Source organism: Brevibacterium sp. 'Marine' (assembly GCF_012844365.1).
Taxonomy (GTDB): Bacteria; Actinomycetota; Actinomycetes; order Actinomycetales; family Brevibacteriaceae; genus Brevibacterium.
On the sequence record NZ_CP051626.1, the window covers coordinates 2,836,101 to 2,861,129 of the forward strand.

The 25,029-nt window shown below is 66.0% G+C and carries 20 protein-coding genes and 1 tRNA gene; 9 read left to right on the plus strand and 12 right to left on the minus strand.

Annotation, left to right across the window (positions count from 1 at the left end; genetic code table 11):
• Nucleotides 1-47: 47 nt before the first annotated feature.
• On the minus strand, nucleotides 48-1,262 hold the full coding sequence (gene mnmA / locus HF684_RS12730) for a tRNA 2-thiouridine(34) synthase MnmA (RefSeq protein WP_169252770.1): 1,215 nt from the start codon (nucleotides 1,260-1,262) through the stop codon (nucleotides 48-50).
• Entirely contained in the window at nucleotides 1,259-2,470 is a 1,212-nt protein-coding gene (locus tag HF684_RS12735; RefSeq protein ID WP_169252771.1) for a cysteine desulfurase family protein, read from the minus strand. The genes mnmA and HF684_RS12735 overlap by 4 nt, the downstream gene beginning before the upstream one ends.
• A gap of 114 nt (nucleotides 2,471-2,584) precedes the next feature.
• Here HF684_RS12735 and HF684_RS12740 point away from each other — a divergent pair, with 114 nt between their 5' ends.
• Both HF684_RS12740 and HF684_RS12745 read left to right on the plus strand, forming a co-directional pair.
• The gene (locus tag HF684_RS12740; protein WP_139468900.1) at nucleotides 2,585-2,935 is read left to right on the plus strand and encodes a hypothetical protein; all 351 of its coding nucleotides are present in this window, start codon (nucleotides 2,585-2,587) and stop codon (nucleotides 2,933-2,935) included.
• A gap of 149 nt (nucleotides 2,936-3,084) precedes the next feature.
• Nucleotides 3,085-3,477 carry a hypothetical protein gene (locus HF684_RS12745; RefSeq protein ID WP_025778594.1) on the plus strand — a complete coding sequence of 131 codons (393 nt, stop codon included), beginning with the start codon at nucleotides 3,085-3,087 and terminating at the stop codon, nucleotides 3,475-3,477.
• 148 nt (nucleotides 3,478-3,625) lie between these two features.
• Here the strand turns inward: HF684_RS12745 and HF684_RS12750 are convergent, their stop codons facing one another.
• From HF684_RS12750 to HF684_RS12760, 3 genes are all read right to left on the minus strand, one after another.
• On the minus strand, nucleotides 3,626-5,278 hold the full coding sequence (locus HF684_RS12750; RefSeq protein ID WP_248278932.1) for a hypothetical protein: 1,653 nt from the start codon (nucleotides 5,276-5,278) through the stop codon (nucleotides 3,626-3,628).
• Nucleotides 5,279-5,472: 194 nt separating this feature from the next.
• Nucleotides 5,473-6,426, minus strand: a complete 954-nt coding sequence (locus tag HF684_RS12755; protein WP_169253913.1) for a tetratricopeptide repeat protein — start codon at nucleotides 6,424-6,426, stop codon at nucleotides 5,473-5,475.
• 157 nt (nucleotides 6,427-6,583) lie between these two features.
• Nucleotides 6,584-8,203, minus strand: coding sequence for a hypothetical protein (locus HF684_RS12760; protein ID WP_248278933.1), 1,620 nt, complete (start codon nucleotides 8,201-8,203; stop codon nucleotides 6,584-6,586).
• Between the two features lie 167 nt (nucleotides 8,204-8,370).
• Here HF684_RS12760 and orn point away from each other — a divergent pair, with 167 nt between their 5' ends.
• Nucleotides 8,371-9,006, plus strand: coding sequence for an oligoribonuclease (gene orn, locus HF684_RS12765; RefSeq protein ID WP_282433902.1), 636 nt, complete (start codon nucleotides 8,371-8,373; stop codon nucleotides 9,004-9,006).
• A 5-nt stretch (nucleotides 9,007-9,011) separates the two neighbouring features.
• Here orn and HF684_RS12770 read toward each other — a convergent pair whose 3' ends face one another.
• Complete coding sequence (locus HF684_RS12770; RefSeq protein ID WP_169252772.1) at nucleotides 9,012-9,932, minus strand: hypothetical protein; 921 nt, start codon at nucleotides 9,930-9,932, stop codon at nucleotides 9,012-9,014.
• Nucleotides 9,933-10,064: 132 nt separating this feature from the next.
• On the opposite strand from HF684_RS12770, the gene HF684_RS12775 reads away from it, so the two are divergent.
• From HF684_RS12775 to nhaA, 3 genes are all read left to right on the plus strand, one after another.
• Nucleotides 10,065-10,799, plus strand: coding sequence for a DUF2993 domain-containing protein (locus HF684_RS12775; RefSeq protein WP_169252773.1), 735 nt, complete (start codon nucleotides 10,065-10,067; stop codon nucleotides 10,797-10,799).
• A 66-nt stretch (nucleotides 10,800-10,865) separates the two neighbouring features.
• The gene (locus HF684_RS12780; protein WP_169252774.1) at nucleotides 10,866-12,449 is read left to right on the plus strand and encodes a SulP family inorganic anion transporter; all 1,584 of its coding nucleotides are present in this window, start codon (nucleotides 10,866-10,868) and stop codon (nucleotides 12,447-12,449) included.
• Nucleotides 12,450-12,974: 525 nt separating this feature from the next.
• Nucleotides 12,975-14,231 (plus strand): Na+/H+ antiporter NhaA, encoded by a 1,257-nt coding sequence (gene nhaA, locus HF684_RS12785; RefSeq protein ID WP_248279216.1) that lies wholly within the window; start codon nucleotides 12,975-12,977, stop codon nucleotides 14,229-14,231.
• Nucleotides 14,232-14,325: 94 nt separating this feature from the next.
• Here nhaA and HF684_RS12790 read toward each other — a convergent pair whose 3' ends face one another.
• Nucleotides 14,326-15,051 carry a hypothetical protein gene (locus HF684_RS12790; RefSeq protein ID WP_169252775.1) on the minus strand — a complete coding sequence of 242 codons (726 nt, stop codon included), beginning with the start codon at nucleotides 15,049-15,051 and terminating at the stop codon, nucleotides 14,326-14,328.
• Nucleotides 15,052-15,056: 5 nt separating this feature from the next.
• On the minus strand, nucleotides 15,057-15,920 hold the full coding sequence (locus tag HF684_RS12795) for a hypothetical protein (protein ID WP_169252776.1): 864 nt from the start codon (nucleotides 15,918-15,920) through the stop codon (nucleotides 15,057-15,059).
• 89 nt (nucleotides 15,921-16,009) lie between these two features.
• On the opposite strand from HF684_RS12795, the gene HF684_RS12800 reads away from it, so the two are divergent.
• On the plus strand, nucleotides 16,010-17,341 hold the full coding sequence (locus tag HF684_RS12800) for a glutaminase (RefSeq protein WP_169252777.1): 1,332 nt from the start codon (nucleotides 16,010-16,012) through the stop codon (nucleotides 17,339-17,341).
• Nucleotides 17,342-17,534: 193 nt separating this feature from the next.
• Nucleotides 17,535-18,353 (plus strand): siderophore-interacting protein, encoded by an 819-nt coding sequence (locus HF684_RS12805; protein ID WP_169252778.1) that lies wholly within the window; start codon nucleotides 17,535-17,537, stop codon nucleotides 18,351-18,353.
• A gap of 157 nt (nucleotides 18,354-18,510) precedes the next feature.
• Here HF684_RS12805 and HF684_RS12810 read toward each other — a convergent pair whose 3' ends face one another.
• From HF684_RS12810 to HF684_RS12825, 4 genes are all read right to left on the minus strand, one after another.
• On the minus strand, nucleotides 18,511-20,715 hold the full coding sequence (locus tag HF684_RS12810) for a choice-of-anchor I family protein (RefSeq protein ID WP_169252779.1): 2,205 nt from the start codon (nucleotides 20,713-20,715) through the stop codon (nucleotides 18,511-18,513).
• 214 nt (nucleotides 20,716-20,929) lie between these two features.
• A complete protein-coding gene (locus HF684_RS12815) occupies nucleotides 20,930-21,847 on the minus strand; it encodes a dihydrodipicolinate synthase family protein (RefSeq protein WP_248278934.1) in 918 nt (305 codons plus the stop codon).
• A gap of 108 nt (nucleotides 21,848-21,955) precedes the next feature.
• A complete protein-coding gene (locus tag HF684_RS12820) occupies nucleotides 21,956-22,801 on the minus strand; it encodes a PfkB family carbohydrate kinase (protein WP_169252780.1) in 846 nt (281 codons plus the stop codon).
• Nucleotides 22,802-22,985: 184 nt separating this feature from the next.
• Nucleotides 22,986-23,058, minus strand: a tRNA-His gene (locus tag HF684_RS12825).
• A gap of 227 nt (nucleotides 23,059-23,285) precedes the next feature.
• Between HF684_RS12825 and HF684_RS12830 the strand changes: the two genes are divergently transcribed.
• Nucleotides 23,286-24,956, plus strand: coding sequence for a hypothetical protein (locus HF684_RS12830; protein WP_169252781.1), 1,671 nt, complete (start codon nucleotides 23,286-23,288; stop codon nucleotides 24,954-24,956).
• Nucleotides 24,957-25,029: the final 73 nt, after the last annotated feature.

A 25,029-nucleotide genomic window follows, 5' to 3' on the forward strand; every position in this document is an offset into this window, starting at 1 on the left:
TGGCCGACATCGGCCCCGAAGCCCTCGCCTCGACTTGCGGAAGCGGCTCAGGCTCCGGCGAACTCGGGTGCCGGGGTGATGCGGTCCTTCGCCGTAGAGTCGATGGTGGCCTGGCCGAGCACACGGGTGCCGCGGTAGATGACCACGGTCTGGCCTGGAGCCACTCCGGACAGCTCCTCATCGACGTCGACGTACATGAGCTGCCCGGCCGGACGTGCGGCAGGCACCTCGACCTCGTCGACGATGGGGTTGACTTCATGCTCGGGCGCCTCGGCGACGAATTCGCCGAGCCAGGCACGGGCCGGCACCGGATCGGCGTGGGCACGGATCTGCACTTCGCAGTCGATGCCGGTCTCCGGGGTGTCCCCCATGTCCGAGGGTGCGGCTCCGGCCCAGGAGGTGCGGATGCCGGTCAGATGCGAGACCGCGAGGTCGGCGCGCGACCCGACGGTGACGGTGTTCGTCGCCGGGTCGAGGCCGGTGACGAACCGCGGCTTGCCATCACGAGCGGGCTTCTCGATGCCCAGGCCCTTGCGCTGACCGATCGTGTACGTCATCGCCCCGTCGTGCTCGCCGAGAACCTCACCTTCGGAGTCCTTGATGAGTCCGGGACGCATCGGGATCTTGTCGGCCAGCCACGCCTTCGTGTCCCCGTCGGGGATGAAGCAGATGTCGTAGGAGTCGGGCTTGTTGGCCACGGAGAAACCGCGCTCGGCCGCCTCGGCGCGCACTTCGGCCTTCGACGCGGTCGCCCCGATCGGGAAGTAGCAGTGCTCGAGCTGGTCGGAGGTGAGCACACCGAGAACGTACGACTGGTCCTTCGCCAGATCCTCACCGCGATGGAGTTCGGGCCGGCCCTCGTCATCGCGGAGCACTTCGGCATAGTGGCCGGTGGCGATGGCGTCGAAGCCGAGCGCCAGGGCGCGGTCGAGGAGGGCCGCGAACTTGATGCGCTCATTGCAGCGCATGCACGGGTTCGGGGTGCGTCCGGCGGCGTATTCGGCGATGAAGTCATCGACGATGTCTTCCTTGAACCTCTCGGAGAAGTCCCAGACATAGAAGGGGATGTCGAGCATTCCCGCCACGCGGTGGGCGTCGCGGGAGTCTTCGATCGTGCAGCAGCCGCGCGATCCGGTGCGCAGGGTCCCGGGCATCCGGGACAGGGCGAGGTGAACGCCGACGACTTCGTGTCCGGCGTCGACGGCACGGGCGGCTGCGACGGAGGAATCGACTCCGCCGGACATGGCGACGAGTACTCTCATGATGCTCCTTGCATCCATCGGGGTGTTGCCGAAACCATCCCGGCTCGGCGTGCCTGGTCGACGACCTCGGGCAGGGCCGCGAGCAGGGCGTCGACATCGGCTTCGGTCGTATCGTGACCGAGTGTGAAGCGTTGGGTGGTGCGGGCGCTGTCCTCATCCAGACCGCAGGCCAAGAGGACATGGGAGGGACGGGAGACACCGGCAGAACAGGCCGAACCCGTCGAGGTGGCCAATCCCCTGGCATCGAGGCCGAACAGCAGAGAATCGCCTTCGCATCCCGGGAACGTGAAGTGGGCGTTGGCCGGCAGGCGGTCCGCTCCGCGCGGGCCGGAGAGCCTGACCCCGTCGATGCTCGATTCGATTCCGTCGATGAGGTGGTCGCGCAGCCCCGACAGTCGTGCCGCCCGGGGCTCGAGGTCTGCAGTGACGAGATCGACGGCGGCGGCGAAGGCCACCGCACCGGCGACGTCGAGGGTGCCCGAGCGCACGCTGCGCTCCTGTCCCCCACCGTGGAGGATCGGCGTCGGGGACGCCGCGCGGTCGAGCAGGAGTGCGCCGATGCCGACGGGGCCGCCGATCTTGTGCGCGGTGATCGTCATCGCCGTCGCCTTGAGTGCGGCGAAGTCGAGCGGGATCTGCCCGAGCGCCTGCACGGCGTCGATGTGGAAAGGAATGCCGAGTTCGGCGGCGGCTTCCCCGATCTCGGCGATCGGCTGCAGAGTGCCGATCTCGTTGTTCGCGGCCATCACGCTGATGAGCGCGGTGCGTTCTGGGTCGCGGCGCAGTTCGGTCAGTGCCGCGTCGAGGTCGAGTCGTCCGGTCTCATCGACGTCGAGGTAGACGGCTTCGGCGCCGAGGCTCTCCAGCCACTCCACGGTCTCGAGGATCGCGGGATGTTCGATCGTCGTCGTCAGCACCCGCGGGCGCGCAGGCTCCGTGAACGTCCCGTTGTTGCGCGCGAGGTAGAGGCCCTTGAGGGCGAAATTGTCCGCTTCGGTGCCGCCCGACGTGAAGATCACCTCCGACGAGGTGGCCGCACCGACCGCGCGGGCGATGACCTCGCGTGCCTCTTCGATGCGCATCCGCGCGGCTTGGCCGACCGCGTGCAGGGCGGAAGGGTTGGCGCGGCGGGCCAGCTCTTTCGTGTACACCTCGAGCACCTCGGCGGGCATCGGCGAGGTGGCTGCGTGATCGAGATAGATGGGCACCCTGCAATTTTAGGGCGTGAGCCGCGCTACGGCCAGGATCCGTGCGGCATCTCACCCGCCAAGCGGCACCTCCGGACGAGTTGCCCGCCGGCATGGCCGACTAAACTGGGTCGGGTGTTCACCGTTTTCACCATCGTCCTCTATGCCGCCACCGGCATCCTGACCCTGTGGTCGATCGTCGAGACCATCCGCAACCGTCCGGCGGGCAAGGCCCTGCTCGGCGGTGCCGCTCTGCTTCTGCTGCTGCTCATCGTGCAGCTGATCATCTCGATCGCGACCTTCGGCTCCACACATGATGTCGACCCGCTGCTCTACTTCGGCTACATCATCACGGCGATCATGGTCATGGCGCTGGCCGGGTTCTGGGCGTTCGCGGAACTGAGCCGCTGGGGGCCGGGAGTCCTGGCCGCGGCAGGACTGACGGTGATCGTGATGATCGAGAGATTGGACCAGATTTGGCAGTGACCAGGCGCAATCGGTTCGGCGGGGACTCCGCCGACGATGCGAACTCAGCAGGCAACGCGAACACGGCAGGCAACGCGAAGTCAGCAGACGATGCGGACTCCACGGCCGCCTCGGCGAGGGGAAAGACCGGACGGTCGCCGTACTCAGCGATGCATACCGGACCGGGACGGGCGCTGACGGCGGTGTACGGGGTCTTCGCGCTCTCGGCCACCGCTCGGGCGGGCTACCAGCTCATCCGCGAGTTCGACGTCGCGCCGATCGCGTATTCGCTGTCCGCCATGGCTGCGGTGATCTACATCCTCGCCACGGTCTGCCTGGTCATCGGCAACCGGGTCTCACACCGAATCGCCGTCGCCGCCTGCGCGATCGAATTCGTCGGTGTCATCGTCGTCGGCATCCTCAGCCATACCCATCCCGAGGACTTCGCGAAGCCGTCGGTGTGGTCGAACTTCGGCAGCGGGTACGGCTATATTCCGCTGCTCCTGCCGCTCATCGGTCTGTGGTGGCTGCTGCGCGTCGGCCGCCGCGCCAGCCGCGGCTGAATCGCGCAAGCCGCGGCTGAGTCGCGCAAGCCGCGGCTGAATCGCGCATGAGCGGGTTCAAAGTGCATATGCCGTGATCTCGATCAGTGCGTATGAATTTCGAACCCGCTGGTGTTGACGCACCACGCCCACCGCGGCTGAGCGCGGGTCACTCCACCTTGGAGGACAGGACGTTCCAGTCGGTGGCGACGGCGGTGAGCTCGTCACCGGTCCTCATCAGCACATAGGGGTGCGCGGTGTCGACCTTGATGGTGTCGCCCTCTTTGTCGTTCGTCTTCACGGCCTCGACGGTGTCGCCGAGGTCGAGTGCGTAGTCCGACGGTGCCTTGATCGTCAGCGTGCAGCGAACTTCGCCCATTCCGATCGCGCCGTTTTCGGTGCTCAAGGTCATGTCCTCGAACTTGAGGTCCTCATAGGGCTTGCAGTCGACGTCGACCTTATCGAAGCCGGAGTCCTTGTCCCGCAGGTCACCCACATAGTCGCGGAATCCCTTGAAACCGCCCTCCTTGAGTCCGTCGGGGCCACCTGACTTCGCCTTGCCGTCGACGAGGAACGACGAGACGTCATCGGAGGCGGTCGTCATATCGTCGGCGAAGTCCTCGGGGCCCTCCTCCACGGCTCCGCTGTCATCGGCCATCAGCGTCGGCATCTGGTCAGCGGGGATATAGGATGCCGAGCGCACGAGCGGATCGGTCGATGCCGACTCCCGCGTCACCAGCATCACCTGGGTCAGCTGCTTGTCGCCGTCCGTGGACTTCTTGTCCGCGGTGCCGAAGGCGTAGAACCACATCGGGTATTCGGTGAAGTTCGGGCTGCCGGCGACGACTTCGGTGAAGTTCGGCGCACGCAGCTTCTGCTTCGCTTTGTCCGCGATCTGGATCTGCGCGCGGGTGTGGTCGATGAGCGGTGCCGCCTGGATCTTATCGAGGTCGGTGCCCTTGTCCCCGAGGGTCTTGTCCAGCGATTCCGTGTAGTTCGTCATGAACTTCCCGGCCTCGCCGGGTCGCACCGCGGTGCGTTCGTACGGGGTGGTGTCCGGGCTGCTGGGTTTGGCGATCGGCATGTTCGCACAGCCGCTGAGCACGAGTCCGGTGCCCAAGACGGAGGCCGTCACGGCGCGGAAGGACCGTCGGTTCCGCAGATCCCGTCGCCGAGGCGGCGCTTGGCCGGCCGTGTCCGGCTGCACCGTCGAGATCGGCTGAGTCGCCGGTCCCGGCTCGCCCTTGACCGCGTGGTCAGCGGCCGGTCCCCGGCCGCTGCGGCCGGAGCCGCCCGAGGGACCGTTTTCGCCGCCGTCGTGGGGTCCGCTGCCGCCGCCCGCGGGCCCGCCACCCTCCGGTCCGCTGATGTCCGGCCGTCCGGCGTCCTTCTTCGGCGGGCGGATGCGTGAGGCCCACCAGCGCATGAAGAAGAACACGGAGAACCCGGCGAGGATGATCGCGCCGGCGATGCCGAGCAGGCTGAGGGCGAAGACACCCTTGACGCGCATCTGGAGGCTCACCGTCGTTCCTTCGAGACTGTCATCGGAGTTCGCAGGGGCGATGACGAGCACCTGCGGCTGAGCATCGAGGTCGAAGGTCTTCGCGACCGTCTGTCCCGTATCGGTGCTGATCCACCAGTCGCGGTCGGCGATATCGGCCTCCGGTTTCTCATCACCGGGAGTGAACCGATGGGAGGCGGAGTTCGGGAACGAGACATCACTGATCTGCTCCTGCGCCACTCCGTCGAGGTAGCTGTCGGCGTCGACCCCGCTGGCGGTTCCGACGAACAGTTCCGTGCCCTTCGAGTTCTTCGCCGTCACGGTCACACTCGAACCCGAGTAGGGCACGATCGCCTCGTCGAGGACGACGGCGTAGGCCCCGTCCCTGACTGTGAAGGCCGGCGTCTCGGTGATCTCGTCGGTGCCGACGACCGAGAGCGCAGAGATGACCAGTCCGGCGAGCGTGAGTGCCGCTACGCCGAAGAGAATGGCGGTGATGAGTCGGATTCGCTGGATCAGAACAGTGCCCTCATGAGTGCGGTCCGTGCCTTGGTCACGGCTGGGTCATCGGCGCCGAGGACCTCGAAGAGATCGAGGACACGCAGTCGCAGGGATTCCTTCTCTTCGCCCGTGGTGGTGCGGATGAGAGAGATGAGTCGGCTGAACGCACCGGCGGCATTGCCGCTGACGACTTCGGCGTCAGCGGCTGCCTTCGCGGCCTCGACGTCCTTGGGATCGGCATCGGCGGCGGCGATGAGGTCGGCCGGCTCCTGGTCGATGAGACGGCGTCCCAACCCGGCCCGGGCAAGACCGAACTTCGCCTCTTCATCGGCCGGTGAGTTCGCCAGCGCGGCCTTGAACAGGTTCTCGGCGGTGTCGAAGTCGCCCTTGGCGAGTGCATCTTCGGCCTCTGGATGGGCGGGACCGGCCGGTTCGGATTCGGCTTCCCCGGTGACGGCGTGCCCGGTCACGCCGTTCTCACCGGCGAGTTTGAGCAGTTCGTCGAAGTAAGCCTGGACCTGCGGTTCTGGCAGAGCACTCTGGAACAGCGGGACGGGCTGGCCCTTGATGAGCGCGACGACCGTGGGGATCGACTGGACTCCGAAGGCCTGCTGCAGACGCGGGTTCGCATCGACGTCGACCTTGGCCAGCACCAGACGTCCCCCATAGGAGGTGACGACGCGTTCGAGGATCGGAGAGAGCTGTTTGCAGGGTTCGCACCATTCGGCCCACAGGTCGATGACGACGGGCACGCGATCGGACATCGCCACCAGGCTGGTGAAGGTCGATTCGTCGACGTCGAAGACCAGTCCCGGAACGGCGACCGCGTTCGGGTCCCCTCCAGCCTGGCCACCGCCGGCACCCGCACTACCGGCCTGCCCGCCCTGTCCGGCCGGCATATTCTTGCTGCGCACCGCCGACAGGTCGAGTCCCTGATCGGGCTGTGCGTTCTCCTGCGAGGGATCCATTGACACGTGGTCTCCTTTGTGACGCGGTCGGTGGGTTCGGCGAATACCGTGACGCACCTGGTCCATGCTCTTCCAACAGAACGTATCAACACCGGTGCGTCTGCGGCTATTTCCTCAGCCGTCGGGGAAAGGACGCCACGGTGCCGGCCCTGCCGCCTCAGCCTGCTTCGGCTCCGGCGAGAGTCTCGAGTCCGCCGATGAGTTTGACTTTGCCGTCCTTGGGCACGAGGAAGGTGAGCACCTGGGTCGTCTTCGTCGTCACGGGCTGCTTGGTCGACGCGGAGCCGACGAGCTCCTTCTGCGGCGATGACAGGGTCAGGGTGCCGGTGCGTCCCTCTTTCGATTCGGGGCTGATCGTCGATTCGGCGTCGATGACTCCGGTGACGATGGCGGCGTCGCCGGCGGTGCCCTGAGCGACGAGTTCCTTGCCCGGAGTGTATTTGTACTTCACCTCGGCCTTGCCTTCTTCGGCGCTGGCCTTCTGCTCCTTCTGGTTCTTCCAGATGGACTTCGAGAAGTCATCGGAGTCGAACTTCTTCGCTTCCTTCGAGTCCGCTCCGCTGCCGAGGGCCTTCGCGTAGTCGGCGACGGCCTTCTCCGGAGTCGTGACGAAGTCCTTGGATCCGGGCTCGAGCATCGTCGCGCCCTGACGCGAGTCGGGCAGTTCGGGCAGCTTCGTGCCGGCTGTCAGCTGGGTCTGCGACCACAGTTTGTAGTCGCTGCGCGGGTCCTCCTGGGTCAGCACGAGCAGCTGCGAGCTCCCTCCGGCAGAGGTGATCAGGCTGGTCACGCGCGGCCAGGCGTCGGTGGCCGATGTGTAGTTGGCGACGATCTCGTCGCTGGCCACGGCCGGTGCCATCTTCTGGTCTTCGACCTTCTCCTTGACCTTGTACAGGTCTTCACGCTGTTTGAGAGCGGGGCCGGCGGCACGTTCGGCCAGCGCCTTCTTATCGGTCTTCTTGTCCGCGGCCGTGATGTCGGTGGCGACAGAGTCGAGGATCCGCTTGGCCTGGTCGTCGGTGACTCCCGCGGCCGCTGAACTCGGCGCCTCGGAGGGTTCGGGCTTCGGCAGCTCTTCGGGCCCGCAGGCGCTGAGCGCGAGCACGGGGACGACGGCGAAGGCGGTGCCGTATTCGGCGAGTTTGCGGCGACGTTCCTGCCGTGCCTTGCGTCGGTTCGCTTCCTTCTTCGAATTGTTCGCGCCGAGGACGAGGAGGACGACGCCGCTGATGAAGGCGACACCGCCGATGATCATCAGCGGCAGCGCCCAGGGGGTATCTGCGTGGTTGGGCCAGGTCAGCGTCACGGATTCGACCGCTCCGGCTTCGCCGTCGCCGGCGATGAGGAAGCCGGTCCGGTTGGCGTCGTCATTCCATTCCAGTTCCACCGAATCGGTGCCGGTGACTTCCGACTGCCACAGATCGGCCCCCGCCGGGTTGGGCACCGTGCCTTCACCGTCGGTCGCCTTGGTCGTGAGCTTGCCGCCTTCGGCGAGTCCGGTGATGCGGTCATAGGCGGACTGTCCTGCCCAAGCTTCGACGTTCTCGATCGGTGCCTGGGCGATCGTGAGGTCGCCGCTGCCCTTGGCCGTCAGTGTGGTCGGGGTTTCGTAGAGGTTGAGCATTCCGGGGTCGACGATGACCGCCGGTTTGTCGGCGTCGATCTGCGCGGTGGCAGTGATCGTATCCTCCGGCGCCCACAGGGTCTTCTGCAGGATGCCGAGGCCACCGACGACGACACCCACCACCATGAGAATCACAGCGAATGTGTAACGCACGTGCGTACCTTCCCTCAGCCGAGCAAAAATGGCACCCCAGTTCGGGGACTTTTCAAGTTTAAGTCACATGCCGGACATCGCCTTTGTGCGCACGCTCAGTGTGTGTCGACGTTCACACGCCCACCCCGGAATGTCCCGATCACCTGCCCCTGGCCTAAGCTGGGCGGGTGAGCAACGACAGAATTGTGTGGATCGACTGCGAAATGACCGGCCTCGACGAGGTGCGGGACGAACTCATCGAGGTGGCCGCGATTGTCACCGACTTCGAGCTCAACCCCCTCGACGAGGGAATCGACATCGTCATCAGGCCCTCGGCGGATGCACGGGCGAACATGAACGAGTTCGTCACGAATATGCACACCACCTCGGGGCTGATCACCGAACTCGACGCGGGCACCACCGCCGCCGAGGCGCAGGCGAAGGTCCTCGAATACGTGAAGAAGCATGTCCCCGAGGCGGGCAAGGCCCCGCTCGGCGGCAATTCCGTGGGCACCGACAAGGTCTTCCTGACCAAGCAGATGCCCGAACTCGTCGACTACCTGCACTACCGGATCATCGACGTCTCCTCGATCAAGGAACTGTCCAAGCAGTGGTTCCCGCGCGCCTATTTCCAGGCGCCGGCCAAGCACGGCAATCACCGCGCACTCGGGGACATCATCGATTCGATCATCGAGCTCCAGTACTACCGGAAGGCCGTGTTCTCCGCCGAGGGACCGAGCTCCGATGAAGCGAAATCGATCGCCGCCGAGGTGGCCGAGAGCTTTTCGACCCTCACCGAGGCGAACGCGTCCGACGAGGGCTGACCATCTCAGCCGGCCTTCTTCTCGGGGCGGGCGAAGATGTTCGACGGGAAGGCACCTGACTTCGCGATGACGCGCAGCAGATCCCGGCTCGGCGAGAGCAGCGATTCGATCGTCCGATCGTCGAGGACCGACCACGCGGCTGCAACAGTACCGTCGGTGAGGGCCTCGACCTGTTCCTTCAGGTCACGCCCCGCCTCGGTGATGGTGGGCAGGTCATGCCCGCGGTCGTCCTTGTCCACGGTGATCAGCCCCGCCTCGGCGAGCCTCGTCTGCGCGGTCTGCCATTCCTCATCCGTGTAGCCGCGGGTCTTCTGCGCCGCCCGCGGGCGGAATCCGGCGCCGGTGGCGACGTCGAGCATGAGGGCGTCGATTCCGGGCACACCAGCGGTGACGAGTGAGGCGACATGGCCGTCGCCGCGGAATTCGCGAGCTATGGTCGCCACGTCCCACAACTTCTCGAACGCGGTGCGCCCCTGGTGGCTGCCGATGACATCGGCGGTGGCGGCGGCCAGGGTGCGGCCGGAGAAGTCCATGGCGGCGAGCACGGGGGCCAGAGTCTGGGTCATCTGGTCGGCCGCCTCGGTGAGCAGCGCGATGTCGTCACGATCGTCGAAGAGTTCGGCCATGTATGCGCTCACGGCGTCGAAGCGGGCCTGGACCATCTGCTCCGGGGTCACCGTCTCCCACAGGCGCGGCAGCATTCCGGCGACGAAGTTCGCGGAGTAGTTGTAGTACGCGGCGGACACGACTCCGGGATTCACCCGTCCCAGCGGAGCCGAACGTGCGGCCATATTGCCTTCGACACCGGGTTCGAGCCCGTACTTGGCATATTCGGCGCCGACCGTCTGTGAGAAGTACATCGACGAGTGGAAGGAGTTGATGCGGGACGAGACCGTTCTGATGTTCTGTGTGCGCTGGGAATCCATATCGTGATCCTATGGGCGGTCCCGTCCCAGGTAAATGGGTATGCGCGTCCACCGTCGGCGCCATGCGAACCAGACCGGGGCCGGCGCAGCACGATTGCCGGACTCGTCGGCGAGTGCGCAACAATGGAGCCCATGACCACGGCGCAGACTCTTCAGTACCCGCAGCCGAACGAGCGGCCTCGACGTCGCCGCCGGCGGACGACGTTCATCGTCTCCGCCGTCGTCGTCGTCCTCACCCTCATCATCGGCATCATCGCTGCCGACCGCATCGTCGACTACACCACGGAGCAGCGCATCGCCGACGGTCTTGCCGACTACGGAGACGCCGAGGTCTCCGTCGAGGGCTTCCCCATCCTCACCCAATTGGCGTCGAGGGAACTCAACTCCGTGCATGTCACCGCCGATGAGGCCACCTATGAAGGCGTCGACTTCACCGACGTCGATGCGAAGCTCTACGACGTTCCGACCAACGGGTCGAAGCCGATCGGCACCGTCGACGGCACCGCGGTGCTCCCCCACTCGACCCTCGACGAGCTCGCCGCCGAGCATGCGAACCTGCCCGAGGGGATGACATTCACCACCGTCGACGGTGAGCTCTTCCTCAAGGGGTCGATGCTCGGTCAGGATCTGCTCGTGGGCATCGACCCGAAGGCCGACGGCAGACGGGCCGTCGTCGATGCGACGACGATCAAGCTGGGTTCGGCGGAGTTCTCCCTCGACCGCCTGCCCGGGTTCCTCACCTCGGAGATCTCCGATATCGTCATCGATCTCGACTTCCTGCCCGCCGGTCTCGAGCTCACCGACATCACCGCCACCGAGGCGGGACTGCAGGTGAGCCTCCACGGATCCGGGGTCAGCCTGCAGTGACCGGTTGCGGACCTGGGCGACCACGGTCGGGTCGGGCCGCCTCGGCGATCGGGTAATGTTCCGGTCGTGACGACTCCCATTCCCGCCGAAACCGCCGACGATTCCCACCGCTACCGACCCGATCCGACCGTCCTCACCGCACTGACCTCTCCGAGGCTGCTCACCCGTGAGGTTCTGGCCGGACTCGTCGTGGGGCTGGCCCTCATCCCCGAGGCGATCGCGTTCTCGATCATCGCCGGGGTCGACCCGAAGGTCGGGCTGTTCTCCGCGTTCGTCATGGCCACCTCGATCGCGTTCCTCGGCGGACGTCCGGCCATGATCTCCGCGGCGACCGGAGCGGTGGCGCTCGTCATCGCCCCCGTCGCCCGCGAGCACGGGATGGACATGTTCATCGCCACCGTCATGCTCGCCGGCATATTCCAGATCCTGTTGGCCGTGGCCGGGGTCGCGAAGCTCATGCGATTCATCCCCCGCAGCGTCATGGTCGGGTTCGTCAACGCCCTGTCGATCCTCGTCTTCGCGGCCCAGGTCCCCCACGTCATCGGGGTGCCGTGGATGGTCTACCCGCTCCTGGCCATCGGCATCGTCGTGCTCGTGTTCATGCCGAAGCTGACGAAGGTCGTACCGGCACCGCTGATCACGATCGTGGTCATCACCGGCATCGTCATCGTCTTCGCCATCGATGTTCCCACCGTCAGTGACCAGGGCGAACTGCCGCGCAGCCTGCCCGAACTCTTCATTCCTGACATCCCGCTGACCTGGCAGACCTTCACGACGATCGCCCCCTACTCGCTGGCCATGGCTCTGGTCGGCCTCATGGAGTCGCTCATGACGGCGAAACTCGTCGACGAGATCACCGACACGCACTCGAACAAGACACGCGAGTCCTGGGGTCAGGGAGCCGCGAACATGATCTCCGGTCTCTTCGGCGGCATGGGCGGCTGCGCGATGATCGGGCAGACGATGATCAACGTCCGCGCCTCGGGGGCGAGGACCAGGATCTCGACGTTCATGGCCGGTGCGTTCCTGCTCATCCTCGTCGTCGTGCTCGGCGACATCGTGGGCATGATCCCGATGGTCGCGCTCGCGGCGATCATGATGATGGTCTGCGTCGACACCTTCGACTGGCATTCCATCCGCCCCTCGACGCTTACGATGCTGCCGAAGTCCGAGACCTTCGTGATGATCGCCACCGTCGCGGTCGTCGTCGCCACCGGCAACCTGGCCATCGGCGTCGTCGTCGGCGTGTTCGTGGCCAGTGTGCTCTTCGTTCGGCGGGTGGCACACTTCGTCACGGTCGAACGCACGGTCGTGGCAGGTGCCCCGGACGATCAGGTCGATGCGGAATCTCCGGTCGCCCAGCGCAACGAGACCGGTTCCGCCTCCGCCGAAGCGGTCGCCCGCTATGCGGTCCGCGGCGAACTCTTCTTCGCCTCCTCGAATGATCTGACCACTCAGTTCCGCTATACGCATGATCCCGATCGGGTCGTCATCGACATGAGCGAATCGCATGTCTGGGACGCGTCGACCGTGGCCGCCCTCGATGCGATCGTCACGAAGTACGAAGCCATGGGCACGCGTGTGGAGATCACCGGTATGAACGCGTACACCGAGACGCTTCACGCGCGGCTCTCCGGTGGGCTGGGATAGCTGCCCGTCGAGGCGGAATCCGGCCACCCGAGCCCGGTTCCCTCCGGTACAGGGCCCGGTTCCCGAGGATAAGTGGGGCCAGATTGCCATTTTCGCGCCCGAAACGAGCAATCTGTACCCACTTAAGTCTCGTTGGCACGGCGCGCCGCCGGTCGGCTACACTGTGGGAGATGTCTCCCGCCATGCGCAATGCCGCTTTCCGCCCGAAAGTGTGGGTTCTCCCGCACTCGGGCACCAACGGCTACATCACTTCGTGGGGCGAGATGCAGTCGGGCACACAGCCGTTCGCACGCGGAGATCTTCCGCTCCGACCCTTGATGTGACGCTCCGACAGTTCTCATCTGCCGAGCCGACGACGTCCGCTCGAATCACGCACGTACGCTCAGCGTCGCCGAACTGAGCTCTGTCTGCACATCCACTCTTCGGGTCGAACTCTCTTGTCTGCCGACCACGAACGGGATCCCTGTGACCACCACCTCTGCAACCACCTCACGATCCGCCTCACCGAACACCCCGGGACAGCAGCTGTTCCGGGCACTCCGCCGCGACACCGTCGGCGGAGCGCTGCTCCTCATCGCCGCTGCTGCCGCTCTGATCTGGGCGAACTCACCCGCATCGGCTGCATACTTCGCAATCCGCGACTGGGAATTCGGCTATGAGCCCTGGCACCTGCGTCTGAGCATCGGACAATGGGCCGCCGACGGACTGCTCGCAGTCTTCTTCTTCCTCGTCGGCATCGAACTCAAGGCGGAATTCACCCGCGGTGACCTGCGGCGTCTCCGCACCGCCGTCGTCCCGATCGCCGCGGCGGCCGGCGGAGTCCTCGTCCCCGCCCTCATCTGCGCGGCCTTTCTGCTCACCCGTCCGGAGCTGCTGCGCGGTTGGGCCATCCCCACCGCGACCGACATCGCCTTCGCCGTTGCCGTCCTCGCGATCGTCGGCTCCCACCTGCCCAAGGCGCTGCGCCTCTTCCTGCTCACCCTGGCCGCGGTCGACGATCTGCTGGCGATCACCATCATCGCGATCTTCTACACCGAGACCATCGCGATTCTCCCCCTCGCCGCGGCACTCGGAGTCGCCATCGTCTTCGGACTCGTCGCACACCGCTTCCGTCGCGTCTTCGTCGACCGGGCCTGGGCAGCATGGGTCGTTCTTCTCCCACTCGGCCTCGTCGCCTGGGCGCTCATGCACGCCTCCGGTGTCCACGCGACCATCGCCGGAGTGCTGCTGGGCTTCATGATCCCCGCCGTCGTCGGTCGCAGCTCGACACGCACGGCCGGTGACGAACACGCTCGCTCCATCGACCTCGCCGAGGCGCTCGAGCACCGTATCCGACCGCTGTCGGCCGGTTTCGCCGTTCCGGTCTTCGCCTTCTTCGCCGCCGGTGTCGATATCGGAGGATTCCACGGTCTGGCCTCCGCGTTCTCCCATCCCCTGACCTACGGGATCATGACGGCACTGATCGTCGGCAAGCCGGTCGGCATCCTCGCCTCCACGTGGTTGGTCACCCGGTTCACCGCGGGTGTGGACCCCAGTCTGCGCTGGGCCGACCTCACCGGCATCGGGCTGCTTGCCGGCATCGGCTTCACCGTCTCACTCCTCGTCGCCGAACTCAGCTTCACCGCCGGTTCGGTCGAACACGACGTTGCGAAGGTCGCCGTTCTCAGCGCCTCGCTGCTCTCGGCCGTACTCGCCGCGCTCATCCTCACGGCCCGAAACGCCCACCACCGTCGCCGGTCTCAGGCGCTCCTTGCCGGTCTCAGGCGTGAGCGAGCCCGTTGACCTGCAAATGCGCATCGGACGATCGCCGGTTCCGTCACAGACTGTCGCACTGGAATTCGACACGGTCCTCGACAGCGCCGCCGGCCATGCCGCCTCAGGAATCGATGTCCGGCGTCGGCACTGCTGTCGGGTCGGCGTCGATCGTGATCCGGACTGCGTCGATGACAGTGTGATCGCGCAGCAGCTCCTCACCCGACACTGTCCAGGACTCTCCCTTCTTCTCTCCGCATGACTGGCCGCGCGGAGCGAAGACCTCACAGTCGACGGCGGTGATCGGTGCTGCTGACTCGATGACGAGGTCTCCGCGGTCCAGGGGACGGACGTACACGACGACGCCGCTGTCCTGTTCTCCGTTCAGGTCCGCGGCCGGCACCGCTGCTCCGGCAACCTCGTAGTCGAGGACACCTCGGTGAGATCCTGCGGGGAGCCTGTCCGTGGAGAAGTCGATATCGACGGAATGCAGCTCCTTGTCGATGTGCGCCTCGCCTGCCGTCGAATCGATGGTTCCCTGCGGAATCGAATACTGTGCCCGCAGGTACGGAGGCAGCAGGGACTCGGTGTCGGGCAGACGGAATCCATCGTGGACTTCCCCGCCGAACCCCCATGCCGTATCGAGCGCGAGCTCGAGTTTCGTGTCCATCCGCACCGAGTAGCTGCCATCGGCGGCGATGCTGACGGTGTGCACAGCAGACTTGCTGCGCAGCGGGTTCGGCGCGGCGTCCACACCGCCGGGCGCTGCGATCACAGCCGTGATCGTCACGGCCGCTGCGAGCGCCGCCGTAATGGAGAACGCGCGACGGCGTCCGAATCTCTGCCTCATCTCGCTCAGCCCTGCCTTTCATATGCGGGGATCGGGGACGCCGTCATTCCTGCAGGAGGGGTGAAGGCGATGATTTCGTGGCTGTCGGTCAGGAACTCCCGCCAGACCACGTGCGCGCCGGTACCAGAGTCATCAGCATCATCGACCCGAGCGAATGCTTCAGCGTCACAGCCGTCGCCGAGGTCGAAGTCGACGTTGTCGGCAGGACAGTAGACGGGACCGCCGGTGTCGATGTCGAAAGTATGCGTCTGCTGCGCGGGCTGACCATTGCCGATCGAGGGGACGGGCACGGCGAAGAACTCCTCGTCGGCAGCGGAGATGAACACATCGTCGAGGGCGTATTCGAACTCGACGACATGACGGCCTTCACTCCACTGCACGGACCCTCCGTCGGAATCCTGCGGGGTGAATTCGACGTGCACCGCCGGATGGTCGAAGCCTTTCCGCTCCGACTCGTCGACGTCGATGTTCAGCTCTCCGAGGGTCTTCGGTGAGTCCTGAGTCGAATCGTCGGAAGTGCTCAACTCGACTGCGCTCAGCGACGACAGTTTCGGCATCATCGCCAGCCGGCGGCCGGTCCGAGGATCTTCTCCCACTCCTGCATCACTGATCCACAGACCGAGAGGTTGTCCGTTCTCGGGTGGGGTTTCGAAGATCAGCCTTTGGCGGATCTGCACGGTCCCGTCTCTGTGCGGGGCCACCTCGGTGATGGTCTCCTGCGGGGTCAGCGCATGCTCGGACAGCCTCGTGGTCCCACGGTGGGGCGGTGTGGACCGCAGCACCAGCGCGGTCACGATCACGCCGATGACGACGACAGCGACCGCGGTGAATGCGAGGCCGACGAGGAGGAGCAACTTGGTCCGTGTCATGGTTCCAACGTAATATCGGGCCGGTGTCAGCGGAGGCACGAGCGGTGCCAGTCCTGGAACAACCGACCACAACTTAAGCAGGAGGTGCCATGCGATCGCCCATCCCGGATTTCCTCGATGAGACGCTCGACCGTTTCCGACCAGACCGGTCCGGCGAGAATGCGGACTACATCCCGGACCTCGCCGCAGCGGATCCGGAGAAGCTCGCGATCTGCATCTCGACCCTCGACGGCCTCGAATACACCTCCGGCGACGCCGACTTCGAGTTCTCGATCCAATCGATGTCGAAGCCCTTCATCTACGGTCTCGCCCTCGAACAGGAGGGCCTGGCCGGAGTGCTGGAGAACGTCGGCGTCGAACCCAGCGGTGAGAAGTTCAATGAGCTCTCGCTGGACAAGAAGTCAGGCCGCCCGCTCAACCCGATGATCAATGCCGGGGCCATGACGATCCACTCACTCCTCGGCGATCCCGGTGCAGGACTGGCCGAACGCACCGAGATCGTGCGCGCGGGTCTCTCCCGCTTCGCCGGCCGGGAGCTGTCGATCGACGAATCGGTGGCCGACGGGGAGTGGCGTGAGGCCTACCGCAACGTCGCCATTGCGAACATGCTCCGCTCCTACGACATCTTCTACGACGACCCCGACGAGGTGGTCCGCGGCTATATCGAACAGTGCGCGATCACCGTCACCGTCAAAGACCTCGCCATCATGGCCGCGACGCTGGCCGGCGGCGGCATCAACCCGCTGACCGGCGAACAGGTGCTCTCACCCAGGGTCAACCGGCAGGTGCTCGCAGTCATGATGACGTGCGGCATGTACGACGCAGCCGGCGACTGGATGACGGAGATCGGGATTCCCGCCAAGAGCGGCGTGTCCGGCGGTGTCTTCGGTGTCATGCCCGGTCAGGTCGGCATCGCCACGTTCTCCCCGCGCCTGGACAGGCACGGCACGAGCGTCCGCGGAGCGAAGATCTTCCAGGACCTCTCCGACCGTCTGAGTCTGCACATCATGGATGCGCCGGAACCGGCCCGGTCGATCATCCGCCGTGACCGTCGCTTCGTCGACGCACAGGGCAAGATGGTCCGCATCTGCAGCCTGCAGGGCCTCATCCAGTGGAGCGGTTCGGAGAACGTCCTGCGCACGATGGACGAACCCGGCTCCAGCACGAACACCTTCGTCCTCGACCTGCGCCGAGTCAACGAGATCAACTCCGTGGCCCGGAGCATGCTCACCGAAGCGCTGTCGCGCATGAAGGACGACGGGATCCGCGTGGTGCTGCTCGACCCCGATGACATGATGCAGTGCAAGGGACCGAACTCCGCACTTCCGGGCGTGCAGATCCTCGATTCGCTCAAATCGGTCAAGGGACTCAAACGCATCCGCGACGACCGGCGACGGGAGATGGCCGACCGGGCACACTGACAGCGGCTCTGGGCGGTCGATTGACCCACCTGACGGCGACGGCAGTTGGTCGACCGGCCCGGCTGACGGCGGCTCTGGACGGCCCGCAAGGATTTGATAAGGTGAGCCTTACCGAACCCCTGCGCCGAGGCGGCTCCGCACTCAGAGACCGACCGTGAGCGTTCAGGGGCACCCCGTTTGAGAAAGGCCGCCTGTGACGACCGCACCCGACACCCCCGAACGCACCGCACGCCCCGCCCGCGGGCAGGCGGTGCTCACCGTCCTCGACAGGACCGAGGTCAGCCCGCATCTGGTGCGGCTCCGCCTCGGCGGCGACACCTTCGACAACATCAGCTCGAACGATGCGACCGACAAGTACGTCAAACTCCTCTTCGCCGATCCGGCGCATGAGCTCGCCCCGCCCTATGATCTGGCGCAGCTTCGCGAGCAGTCTCCCGAGAAGCTGCCGAGCCGGCGCACCTACACGGTGAGGGAGATCGACGTGGAGGAGAAGTGGCTGAGCATCGACTTCGTCATCCACGACGATGACGGAATCGCCGGGCCCTGGGCGAAGAGCGCGCAGCCCGGGGACACACTCGTCCTCTCCGGAGCGGGCGGAAAGTACGCCCCCGCTGCCGAGTCCGCCTGGCATCTGCTCATCGCCGACCATTCCGCGATCCCGGCCGTGAGCTCTGCCCTCGAGGCGATGCCTGCCGGAGCCACCGGGGTCGTTCTCGCGTGTGTCACCGACGAAGCCGATCGCGTTCTGCCCGCAGCACCCGCGGGCATCGAAGTGAGATGGGTGGACTCGGACGAAGAGCTCATTGCCGCAGTTGAGGGGCTCGAATGGCGCGCTGGCGCTCCGCAAGTCTTCGCCCACGGCGAGCGCGAGACGATCAAGTCGATCCGCACGATCCTCAAGGACCGCGAAGTGCCGCGGGAGTCACTGTCGATCTCCGCCTACTGGGCCCGCGGCCGCGCCGAGGACCAGTTCCAGGCCGAGAAGCGCGAACCCATCGGCCAGATCGACTGATTTCCCTGTCGGTCACGCCGACCGCTCGAGTTGCCGTCGACCGCTCGAGTCAGCGTCAGCGCCGCCGCTGACCGCTCGAGTTGCCGTCGACAGCCCACGGCACAGGGCGAGCGGTCGGCGGTGAGCTGAGCGGTCGGCGGTCGTGTGCGACCGGGTGTCAGCTGCGGCGGCGGGCGAGGAAGAAGGCCGCTGCGCCGAGTGCGATGAGACCGACAGCGATGCCGCCGAGGATGAGGTACTGGCCGAGGTCAGCGCCGGTGCGTGGCAGCGGGCCACCGTCGGCGTCAGCGTCGGATGCGCTGGAGGCTTCGGAGCTATCTGCGTTCGGGCCTGCGTCGGAGGCGCTTGCGTTCGAGCCGGTTGCCGAGTCGCTGCCAGCGCCGGTGTTCGAGCCGGTTGCCGAGTCGCTGCCGGCGCCGGTGTTCGAGCCGCTGCCAGCCCCGGTGTTCGAGCCGCTGTCCGACTCCGTCCCGTCAGCGCCCGTCCCGTCGGCGGCCGAGTCCGATTCGCTGCCCGAGTCAGATTCGCTGCTGGCATCGGCCTGGGCGGTGTCATTCGCGCTCGCATCCACATTCGCGCCCGCAGCATCAGCGCCGGCAGCGTCATCAGCGCCGGCATTCTCGTCGTCGCCGTCGCCCCCGTCGTTCGCGAGATCGGCGACCGAGTAGAGGCTCGTCGTGCCCGAGACCTCGTTGCCGACGACGAGCGCAGCCTCTCCCGTCGGCGACTCGTCCGCATTAAGGAACGTGATGCCCTCCGGCCCGAGGTCACCGGCGCTCGAGAGCAGCGCGGCCGGATCCGAGGCGTCCTCGATCTCGTCCTCGACAGAGACCGAGAAGTCCCGGTTGTTGAAGTAGGTCGCGAACTTCGGTGCGCTCGGCTCGCTGAGATCGAAGGCGGCGATTCCGCCGATGCGTTCGAAGCCGACGAAAGCGTAGGTCCTCTCCCCCACTTCACCGATGGTCAGCGCCTCGGGCTCGGGGCCTTTGTCGTCGCTGCGTCCCTCGAGGTTCGACTCGGAATGGTTGGAGTTGAAGAACTCGGGCACCGCCTCGGCGGTCAGCCTCTCGAACTCGTCCCCGGAATCGGCGACGAGCTTCCCATCGGTCGTCCACACGGAGAACGAGCGGGCGCCGAAGGCCACGAGTTCCTCGTAGCAGTCACCGGCGTCGTTGAGGCCCAGATCGGTGATGATGTTCAGTCGCCCGAGATCCTCGTCGCCGAGCTTGTCGGCCAGCGGCGAGGTCTCGCACACCGGCGCGAGTCCGTCCTCGCCGAGGTCCTTGACCCTGGCCGCGTCGACGAATTCACCCCACTCCCGCGAATCGCCCTCGTTCGCGGTCACGAGGTAGTCGGTGCCGCCGGAGGTGAACGTCGAGATCGTGTCGGGCATATACGCACCCTTGAGACCCTCGTATTCGGTGATGTTCACGGTCGGGGCATCCTCGGGATCCCGGTCGGAGGAGTCGAGACCGTTGCCGGCCTGACCATGGTCTTTCAACCCCAGCGGGAGGATCTCCTCCACCTCGGCCGTGGCGATGTCGACGACCGCGATCGCGTTCGCCTCCTGCAGAGTGGCGTAGGCCTTCTCACCTGCGACAGTGATGTACTCGGGTTCGAGATTGCGCGAGATCGGCAGGTCGTCTTCGGGTGTGGGTCCGAAGATCCGCACATCCTCGGGCAGCGTCTTCGCACCGCCGTCCTCGAACTCGTGGAAGTCCGCAGTGTGCACGTCCGATTCCGACGGGGCGGCCACCTCGGCGGGGAGATCGATGACGGACACCGAGCCCTCCGGGTCGGTCGAGAAATCGTCGGCCGGTTCGCCCTCGTTCGCGACCAGGGCGTGGGTGCCGTCCGGGGTGACGGTGACCATATCGGGCAGGGATCCGACGGGAACCTCGCCGAGGATGTCCGCCGCGGGGTCGTTCGCGTCGAAGAACATCACGGTTCCCGACTGCGTCTTGTCCTCGTTCTCGAGGGCGATGACGCCGAGGCCGTCCTCGCGGACGGAGATCGAGTTCGCGACTCCCGTGCCGGTGATCTCGGAGACCTTCGTCGGGCTTGTCGGGTCCGAGGCGTCGATGACGTCGACGGTGGCGGCCTGGGCATTCACGGTGAAGACCGTGTCACCGTGGACGGCTGTGATCTCAGCGGCGGATTCGTCGAACTGTCCGGTCTCATGGGAGCCGAGGAAACCCATGTCGATCTGCGCGTCCGAGGCCGAGGAGCTGATCGGAGAGTCCACTTCCGCGGCGTGAACTGGGCTCGTGCTTGGCACCGTGCCGCCGACGGTGAAGCCGGTGGCCATCAGGAGGGCGGCGGTCGAAGCCGTCAGCGACTTCGCGGACAGTGGGATCGTCATCGGTTCTCCGGGATCGATTGGGCGTCGCGGGCCGATTGAACCCGCAAGCACTCATTCGTAGTCACCCGGAGTGGACCGGTTCCGAACCGCAGATGGACGGATGGTGAACTCGTCCGGCGCGGCGAAGTCTCGCCGAGCGCTCACGTTGCCATCGCTGTACCAGGGTGTGCGGTGCGCGGTCGGCGGAGACGTCAGCGCTCGGCGCGGTTCGGGGTCAGCCGAGATCGAGGCGCTCGGCCACCTCGGCGACTTTCCGCTTCGCTGCGGCGTCGAGATCGCGGACCGGCAGCGGCAGGCTGTCTGAACCCACGAGCCCGAGATGGTCGGCGAGGGCGGCACTCACGCGCAGACTTCCGCCGAACTCGGTGAACAGATCCCACAGCGGCTGCAGCTCGGCGGAGAGTTCGCGGGCCAGCTGCGCATTGCCGAGTTCCACGGCTCGTGTGATCTCGAGCAGCGGCTCGGGGATGGTGCCGCCGACGGCCGTGTACCAGGCATCACAGCCGGCGATGAGACCCTCAGCACCATGAGCGTCGCCGGAGATGCCGATGGTCGCCTCCTCGCCGATGGCGGCCCGGATCTCACCGATGCGCTCTTCCCATCCGGCAGGTGAGGCCGGGGTTCCGGGGATCTTGATCGAGGCCACTCCGTCGAGGGCCGCCAGGCGTGAGTAGAGCTCGGTGGTGAACGTGAAGTGCGTGGTGCCGGGGTTGTCGTAGACGACGACGGGCAGGTCGGTGGCCTCGGTGACCGCGCGGAAGAGGGCGAACACCTCGTCCTCGGTCAGCGGCTGATAGCTCACCGGCGCCAGCAGCAGTCCCTGCGCTCCGGCGGCTTCGGCCGAGGCGACATTGGCCAGCACATCCCTCGTCCGCAGCGCCCCGACGCCGATGAAGACGGGGATGTCGAGAGCGGATTCGACCGCCAATGCAGCCACTCGGGCACGCTCGTCGGTGTCGAGATACGCGTACGAACCGGTCGAGCCCAATGCTGTGATCGAGTCGACTCCGGCGAGGACGAGGCGTTCGATGAGTCCGACGAAGGCATCCTCGTCGAGGCGATCATCCTTCAGCGGAGTCAGCGGGAAGGCGCTCAGCCCGGTGAACAGGGACAGGTCGTGGGTGTTCGTCAATGGTCCTCCTCGGGTGGACGTGGGCCACCGATGGCGCGAACCTTGTGTGGCGGCAACGAGCCTCGGGCGGCAGCAGCGGATGGGTCCGTCTGCGTTCAGTCTGCCAGGTCACTCGAGTGCGGACAGGTACGTCTCGAATATGTCGAACTCCGGTTGGGCGGAGGCGACTTCCACGGCCGCAGCACCCACGGCGTTGGCTGCCCGCAGTGCGCGTTCCGGTTCGATTCCGCTGGTCAGACCGATGGTGAGGGCCGCGCAGTATGCGTCTCCGGCGCCGACTGCGCTCACGGGGGTCGCTTCCAGCGCCTCGGCGAAGGCGATCTGTTGGCCTCTGTGCAGCAGCGCCGATCCCTTCGCCCCATAGGTGACGGCCACGAGCTGCGCGGTCTGCAGCTGCGGCAGATGGGAGTATTCGTACTCGTTGACGATGATGAGATCGGCACGATCGACCACCTCGGCGGGCAGAGGACGGGCGGGAGCGGCATTGACGGTGAGGAATCCGGGCACACGGTGGGCCAGTTCGACGATGAGGTCGAGGGGGATCTCGAGCTGAGTGAGCACGGCCTCGTCGGCACCGAATTCGATTCCCGCGAGGCTGGCTGAAGCATTCGCACCTTCGCACACGGCGATCTGATTCTCACCGGCGGCGTCGACCATGATGAGCGCGGTCCCGGTCTCGGCGGTCGCCTCGGCGATGTCATCGGTCCGGACTCCGGCGGCACGAAGGGCTTCGAGCATCGCTTTGCCATCGGAGTCTGGGCCGACCGCACCGATCATGCGGGTCCGCGCACCGAGGCGGGCGGCAGCTGCGGCCTGATTCGCGCCCTTCCCACCGGGCGAACGGGACAGTCGGCCGCCTCCCACGGTCTCACCGGCGGCGGGAAGTCGGGAGGTGGTGGCGGTGATGTCGGCGTTGATGCTGCCGACGACCGTCAGGGAGCAGTCGATGGTCATGGTCTCATTATCGACGATCGCGGGCGGGCCGACGATGACCGTCGGTGATCGAGGATGGAATGTGCCGGTGCCCGGTCGGCAAGGGCGGGCACACGGTGGGAAACCGCTGCCGATCGTGGGCACACGGTGGGAATGCAAGAAGCCCCGTGATCCGTTCGCACAGATCACGGGGCTTTCCGATCGGGGTGAGTAACGGGACTTGAACCCGCGACATCCGCGACCACAACGCGGCGCTCTACCAGCTGAGCTATACCCACCACATGCGCTGCGCCTCAAGGCGCAGACAGCAAGATATATCGTAACCGCTCCCGCCTGACCCGGGCAAACCAGAATCGCCCCTCGAGCCCGATGAGACGCAGATCTCATTACGTGCAACGATTCAGTAGCGATCTATAACGGTTTCGGACAACGGGTAGGAGCACCCCCAGACATTCATTAGTATTGACTCGGCCCTGTCCTCGATAATTTTCAAGGAACCCTGTACATGCCTCGTGCGTTGATCTCCGTCTCTGACGACGGGTTCACCTACATCACCCTCAACGGGGCGACGAGTCGCTATTCGGACACCGGGCAGGCCATCTCTTACCTCGGCGACTATGCCCAAGAGACCGCGACTCCCCTAACCGTGACGATCGACGATGGGTCGAAGAAGACCGAGATCGGCATCGATGAGAACGGGAAAGTCGGGGCAGCCCCCACGCAGGACACCGGTGCCGAGGCGACCATGGACCAATCGTCCACCGTGGCGTCCGCGGATGGTTCGGCGCAGTCGGCCGGACTTCCGGAGCGTTCCGACCGGAATTCGAAGGACCAGAGCACGAACGGCCAGCCCGCGGGCAGGCAGAACGGCTTCGCGCCTCAGGACGACTCACCGGGGTCGAACGGTGACAGCTACCCGCTGGGCACCCCGTTCTCCGGACCGGCCGCGCCGGCCACGCCGACGGTGAAGAAGACCCCGGTGCGCAGACGGTCGGCCCGCAAACGTCCGCAGCGGCTGAAGAAGATCACCGTCCCCGGGCTCGTGCTCATCGGTCTGGCGATCCTCATGATCGGCGCATTCGTCGTTCCCAACATCGTCCCCGTCGACTCCCCCGACACCCCGCAGACGATCGGCTCGGAACAGCAGGTCAACCCCGCCTCCGAACTCTCCGTCGACAAGACCCAAGACGTTGTGCCCAGCTACGACAATTCCCCGGCATGGGAAGCCGAGGTGCCCAAACGCGCCTCCGTGACGGCTTCCGACCGCGGAGTCCTCCTCGTCAACGACAACCGCCTCGAGGTCCTCGATGCAGACACCGGCCGGTCTCGGTACAAGGCCAAGATCGACGAGTCCCCGACCTTCGCCGTCGACACCGTCATCGACGGGCGGCCGGCCCTGCTGTGGCAGTCGGGCGATACCGCCGAGGCGCTCTTCGACGGGAAGTCGAAGCCGAAGACCTACCAGCTGCCGGAGAACGCACGCATCACTTCGGCCGGCAAGAGCGTGCTCATCAAATCGGGCAACAAGCTCTCGACGTTCGGCGCCGACGGACTGGAAGACGTGCCCACCCCGCAGGCCGGTTCGACACCGATGGCCATCGACGACGATGAACTCTTCAGCTCGGATTGGAACGGTCCGGTCAAGGCGAAGAACATCAAGACCGGCGACGAGCGCAGCATCAAACTCGAAAGCCCCGGCGACGACCTGAAGATCATCGACTGGATCTCGGCCGGCCACGGCAAGGCGATCACATTGTGGGGCGAGCAGGGTGCTTCGACGAATTCGGGCCACAGGATCCAACTCGTCGTCCACTCCCTCGACGACGGGTCGATCCTCTCGACCGTGACCACGACGACCGACATCGTCGGCGAGCAGTCCTGGGTGCGCGGACAAGCCGGAAAGCGCGCCTATATCGGTCCCTATCTCTTCGACCTCGAGTCGGGTCTGCTGCTCATGGACGTCTCAAGCCGCGACATCCATCTCTCCGAACCGCGCGGAACGATCGTGCCCTGCACGATGGACACGAACACCTCATGCCTGCTCGCCGGAAAGCAGGCGTTCAAGACAGACACCGACCTGCTGGCCGTCGTCGATGAAGGCAACGAGGCTCTGGTCCTCGGCAACGACTCGACCGTTCGGGCCTATACCAAGAAGTCCGAGACGCAGGATCGCTAGCTCCCGGCACAGGTCGCCGGTTCCCGGGAGGGAACGTCGGCCACGGGGCTTCGGCTCTGAACCGCCGTCCTGT